The organism is Glaciimonas sp. GG7, assembly GCF_052976905.1.
This window is the reverse complement of sequence record NZ_JBRIIQ010000161.1, coordinates 1-5,788: the sequence shown is the minus strand read 5'-3', so window position 1 is coordinate 5,788 and position 5,788 is coordinate 1. Positions and strand designations below refer to the sequence as shown.

Below are 5,788 nucleotides of genomic sequence, written 5' to 3'. Positions count from 1 at the left end.
CTGCTACAGCGGGCACACCGGTGCTCTACGCCACGATCTTTGCGCGCGGGCTGGCATGCATTTCTTTGGCGTGGTGCAAACCATCGGACGCGACCGCTCGCCGGAGTGGATCGATTTTTATGAGCAGTTAATGGATTTTCGTCTGCTGCCGGAAGGCCGCTATTTTGGCGTCCTACCCAAGGGCGTGTTGCTGGAAAGTCCGTGCCACAGTTTTTATCTGCAATTGGTGGAGCCGCCCGAAGGCGCGGCCGGTTTGCAGTGGGACGAACAATTGATACGGGTCGGCATCGGTGCGCCCGATGTATTGGTGGCGGTGCGCGAACTGCAACAACGCGGCATTATTTTTGTCGATCACAAAGCGATCCAGTCGAGTGAAAAAGGCGCGTTGACGCAACTGTATAAAAGCGGCGTCAGTTTTGAACTCGTTGTCAGCGATTTAGGAAGTAAGTTGGAGAAGCCACATGCTTGAAATCTCCGGCACCACGCGTATTTTTCCGGTCATAGGCTGGCCGGTCGAGCAAGTCAAAGCGCCGACACTCTTTAACGCCTACTTCACGCAGCACGGTATAGACGCGCGGGTGATTCCGCTGAAGGTCAAACCATCTGACTATATTGCCGCCGTGCGCACACTGATGGCGATGGAAAACGTGGGCGGTATTTTTGTCTCGATCCCGCACAAGCCGATGAGCGTTGATGCGGTCGATCAGCCGACTTCACGCGCCTTGCTGGCAGGGGCCTGCAATGCCATTTACAAAGGTGCTGACGGACAAATCATCGGCGACTTAATCGACGGCGAAGGTTTTATACGGGCGTTTGATCAGACTTGCGCCGGGCAGCCATTCAACTGGGCAACGGCGCGCACGCTGGTGGTTGGCAGCGGCGGCGTCGGTTGCGCCATTGCCGCTTCATTGGCGACACGCGGTATCGGTCACGTCGCCATTTACGACACCCGTGCAGCGCAAGCTGAGTCGCTGCGTGAGCGTTTGCAGCAATCTTTTCCAAATACAGAAATCAGCATCGGTGCGCCGTCTGCGGCGGGCTACGATCTGGTGGTCAACTCCACCCCATTGGGGATGAGCCCGGACGATCCGTTGCCGCTGGACCTGAACGGTATCGCACCAACCTGCATCGTCGCCGACTGCGGTATGAAAATCGAAATGACCAAGCTGTTAGTCGAAGCGCAGCGCCACGGTTGCCGGATTCAGAAAGGGCGCGAAATGATGATTGAACAATCGCCGCTGTACCTGGAATTGTTTGGCTACTCAAACGTTTCATCGGACGCTTTCCGTGCCTTGGGGGTGTTATGAATCTGAGTAATTTCGGAATGGACAGCATTACGCTGGCAGGGCCATTGGAATCGAAACTGAACGCCTCCAAGGCCGCCGGATTTTCGCAAATCATGTTATGGGCCAAAGACCTGGCGGGTCATCCGGGCGGCCTTGAGCAAGCTGTGCGGCTGGTGAAAGCCAGCGGCGTGCGGGTCACCGGGATTCAGGTCATGCGTGACTTTGAAGGACTCTCCGGCGCGTTGCACGAATACAAACTCGACATCGCTAAAAATTTGCTGCAAGTGTGCAAAGCCGTTGGTGCGCCGTTGTTGATGGTCTGCTCCAGCACGTCTGGCCACGCCACTGGCGACATGTCGGTGATTGCGGCCCATTTAGCCAAACTGGCGACGCTGGCCGTGCCGCTCGGCGTTAAGGTCGGCTATGAAGCTTTGTCCTGGGGCCGTCACATCAATCAATACATGCAATCCTGGGAAGCGGTCGAACTGGCCAATCATGCCAATCTGGGTGTGGTCATTGATTCGTTTCACATGCTGGCCAATCAGGCTGATCTGGATGGTTTGGAAGATATTCCGTGCCAGAAGATCGCGATGGTCCAGTTGTCGGACTTTATGTGGCGCGATATTCGCAGCGCCGAAGAACGACTTGAAACGGCGCGCCATCTGCGCGTGTTTCCGGGTGAGGGCGCGCATTCGAAAGAATTGTCCGACTTGCTGCGACGGCTCGATCGCAACGGTTATCGCGGCGATTACAGCTTTGAAGTATTTAACGACGACTACCTGCAACTGTCGCCAGAAATCGTCGCCCGTCGTGCGCATCGGGCTGCTAAGTGGGTGACCGATCAGGTACTCAGACGGAGTTTGCAAGTGCGTCAGCCTACCGCCGGACATCCGACGATGGCTTGAGTTTGATCAGTCCCTGCAAATAATAAAAATAACGCAGGGTTGCTTCATCAAGGAGACAAACATGACCAATAAAACCGTTCTGGTCCTCAACGGACCGAACCTCAATTTACTAGGCCGCCGTGAACCGGCGTTCTACGGCAGCCAGACCTTAGCCGACGTTGAGCAGCTTTGCCACAGCGCCTGCCAGACCCACGGCTTTACGCTCGACTTTCGTCAATCGAATCACGAAGGCGTACTCATCGACGCGATACACGAAGCCGGTCTGGCGCAGGCTGCCGGAACGTTGGCGGGCGTGATCTTTAACGCTGGCGCATACACCCACACTTCTATCTCGCTGCACGACGCCATCAAAGGCAGTGCTGTGCATGTGATCGAATTGCATATTTCGAATGTTCATGCGCGTGAAGCGTTTCGTCACCACTCATGGATTTCGCCAGTAGCGCAGGGCGTGATGGTCGGGTTTGGGATTGCGGGCTATGGGCTGGCGATCGCGGCCCTGGCGCTGCAACCGGTTAAGCAAGTTTCGTAGCAAGAAGACTCGGGGCCGCTTGGGCCTTGAGAACAATACTGGCGTATTGCGCTTGCACTGCGCCAGGCAATCATCATAAAAATAATCCACGGGAGATTTAATGAAGAAACAATTAGCAGTTCTTTGCGGCTTGGCCGCATGTGCGACGTTGGCACAGGCGCAAACCAATGTCACGATCTATGGCGATCTGGATCAATACATCGGTTATATCCATAGCAGCACTGGCAAAAGTGTCACAGGCCTCAACGACGGTGCGATTCTGCGCAGCCGCTTAGGCTTTAAGGGTGTGGAAGATCTGGGTGGCGGTTATCAGGCCAAATTCAATCTTGAGCAAGGTATAGGCGCCAACACGGGAGCCGCAGCTGACAGCACACGTATATTTGATCGTCAGTCCTGGGTTGGTATCAATACACCGGGCGGAGAATTTCGTTTCGGGCGTCAAAACACGATCATCTTTTACATAGGCGGAGCCATTGATTACACCGAGCGCACCACTTTTGGCTCAATGATTAATACCTTTGGCGTGCCATCGCGCTATGACAACGACATCTCATATAAATCGGCCCGCTTGGCTGGTTTTCAATTCGATGCGCATTACGCGACTAACGAAACACCGGGCGAAACCATCGGCAAGCGCGGCGTGTATCAACTTGGGGTTGACTATACGGGCGGACCGTACCGCGCCGGTTACGCCGGACTCTGGGCTAAACCGCTGGCCAATGCCATTTACGACAAAGCGGTGGTGTATCACAACGTCTATGCTGACTACGATTACGGTCAGGGCAAGGTCTACTTAGCGTACGTGCGCAGCAACAACTCAACCTCTAACGCCAACGGTAACAATGGCGCGACGATTTTGAATAACGTCAGCAACCCGACCAATACCTTCACAGGCGCTAATCCTGGCGTGCTGCGGATGTATAACATCTATCAGATTTCGGCCGATTATCGTCTCAGCGCACAATTTCGCGTCGGGGCCTTGTACGGTGTGATCAAGGACACTTCCAGCAGCAATGCCGGTGCGCATGGTGGCAACATTGGTGCGTATTACGACTTGTCCAAACGCACGACGCTGTACGGTTTTGCTAACTATATGAAAAATGATAGCGGTGCGGGTTTCCGCTTTAGTGGCTCGGCGGGACCGACTGCCAATCTGGCAGGGGTCGATATTAATGGCAAGAGTTTGATTGGTTTGCAAACCGGCATATTGCATCGGTTTTAATAGCACAGTTATTTAAGAAGGCGGCGTTCAGACCCTCTGAACGCCATTACAAGAACATTGCTTCCATTGTTTCCTTTAGAGGGCAGTATGACGACATCCACAGTTTCCCCGGCAGCAGCGCAGGCCGGTACCAAGCAAAAAGCCACGCATGCATCGCGTAAAGCGGCCTTAGCCAGTTGGATCGGCAGCGCAGTTGAGTATTACGATTTCTTTATTTACGGCACCGCCGCAGCACTGGTGTTCGGGAAGATTTTCTTCCCTTCGTTTGATCCGGCCACAGCCACCATTGCCGCCTTTGCTACCTTCGGCGTCGGCTATGTCACGCGACCTGTTGGCGCGGTATTGCTAGGCCACGTTGGCGACAAATACGGACGTAAAAAAGTCCTCACTTTTACCTTGTTGTTAATGGGTATTTCGACCTTCGCTGTCGGTTTGTTGCCAACCTACGGTCAGGTCGGTATCGCCGCGCCCATCATGCTAGTCATCCTGCGCATGTTGCAGGGCTTGTCAGCCGCGGGTGAACAAGCGGGTGCCAACTCGATGACGCTCGAACATGCACCGGCCCACCGCCGCGCATTTTTTACCAGCTTTACCTTGAGCGGCACGCAAGCGGGCTTAATCCTGGCGACACTGGTGTTCTTGCCGATTTCGGCTCTGCCGGAAGATCAACTGCTGTCATGGGGGTGGCGTATCCCGTTTTTCCTCAGCGCCATCGTGGTGCTAGTCGGCATGTGGGTACGCCGCACCTTGCCGGAAACGCCTGCTTTCGAGCAAGAAGACAAGCTAAAGAAACAAGCCAGACTGCCGATCGCGGTCCTTTTTAAAAGCTACAAAGCGAATCTGGCGCGGGTTATTTTTGGTGCGCTGGTGTCGGTGGTCAGTACGATCTTTAGCGTCTATACATTGTCGTATGCCGTCAACACAATCCACATCCCACGCGCCACCATGCTCACGGTGTTGGTCTTGGCGAACGTCATAGCATTGGGTGCGATCCCGTTGTTTGCCTCGTTGGCAGACCGGATTGGACGCAAGCCGGTGTTTATCTTTGGCGCACTCGGTTCAGGCTTGTTGATCTGGCCGTATATGTGGGTCATCAGCCAGGCAAATATCCCGATGATTTTTGTACTCGGCCTGTTGTTATCGGGTGTCGTGTATAGCGCGGCCAACGGTGTCTGGCCATCGTTATATGGCGAAATGTTTGATACCCGTGTGCGCTTGTCCGGCATGGCGGTCGGCACCCAGATCGGCTTTGCACTCGGTGGTTTCGCACCCGCCATTAGTGCGGCGATTCTGCAACCGGGTCCGACGGGCTGGATGCCTGTTGCGCTATTTGTCAGTGTGACTTCGACCATTGCGGCCATCTCGATTGCCACGGCACGCGAGACGTACCGTACGCCGATGCATGAGTTGGGTAAGGCAGACTAATAAATGTGGAGCTAAGTGAGTAAATAAGTGAGGAAATAAGTGGCTTGTTCAGTTCTGTGCAGCAGATACTGAACAAGCCTTAATGTGTATTGATGGAGTTGATATGAGACCAGTAGTCATTGCCGTGGCGATCACCGGATCGGTACCGCGTAAAAAAGATAATCCAGCCATTCCCATCACCACCACAGAGCAGATCGAATCCACGCATGCAGCCTTTGAGGCCGGTGCTACGCTGGTCCATCTGCATGTACGTAATCCGGATGAAAGTTCGTCGTCGGAACCGGCCTTGTTCGGTCAGGTGCTCGATGGTGTGCGTAAGTATTGCCCGGGGATGATCGTTCAGTTTTCAACCGGCGGTCGCGGTCGCGATCAAAGTGCACGCGGCAATCCGCTCACGCTCAAGCCGGACATGGCGTCATTG

General features: G+C 54.6%; 6 protein-coding genes and 1 pseudogene. All 7 read left to right on the top strand.

What is annotated here, in order from left to right:
- A pseudogene (locus tag ACVBEF_RS20335) lies at positions 1-469 on the top strand (4-hydroxyphenylpyruvate dioxygenase); the annotation flags it as partial.
- Positions 462-1,307 carry a shikimate dehydrogenase family protein gene (locus ACVBEF_RS20330; protein ID WP_447125733.1) on the top strand — a complete coding sequence of 282 codons (846 nt, stop codon included), beginning with the start codon at positions 462-464 and terminating at the stop codon, positions 1,305-1,307. The pseudogene ACVBEF_RS20335 and the gene ACVBEF_RS20330, both read left to right, overlap by 8 nt.
- A complete protein-coding gene (locus tag ACVBEF_RS20325) occupies positions 1,304-2,191 on the top strand; it encodes a sugar phosphate isomerase/epimerase family protein (protein WP_447125732.1) in 888 nt (295 codons plus the stop codon). Before ACVBEF_RS20330 ends, ACVBEF_RS20325 begins: the two co-directional genes overlap by 4 nt.
- A gap of 61 nt (positions 2,192-2,252) precedes the next feature.
- Positions 2,253-2,720 (top strand): type II 3-dehydroquinate dehydratase, encoded by a 468-nt coding sequence (gene aroQ, locus ACVBEF_RS20320; protein WP_447125731.1) that lies wholly within the window; start codon positions 2,253-2,255, stop codon positions 2,718-2,720.
- A gap of 100 nt (positions 2,721-2,820) precedes the next feature.
- A complete protein-coding gene (locus tag ACVBEF_RS20315) occupies positions 2,821-3,942 on the top strand; it encodes a porin (RefSeq protein ID WP_447125730.1) in 1,122 nt (373 codons plus the stop codon).
- Between the two features lie 87 nt (positions 3,943-4,029).
- Positions 4,030-5,367 (top strand): MFS transporter, encoded by a 1,338-nt coding sequence (locus tag ACVBEF_RS20310; protein WP_447125729.1) that lies wholly within the window; start codon positions 4,030-4,032, stop codon positions 5,365-5,367.
- Between the two features lie 103 nt (positions 5,368-5,470).
- Positions 5,471-5,788, top strand: a 318-nt coding sequence (locus ACVBEF_RS20305; protein ID WP_447125728.1) for a 3-keto-5-aminohexanoate cleavage protein, incomplete at its 3' end; no start/stop codon positions are given.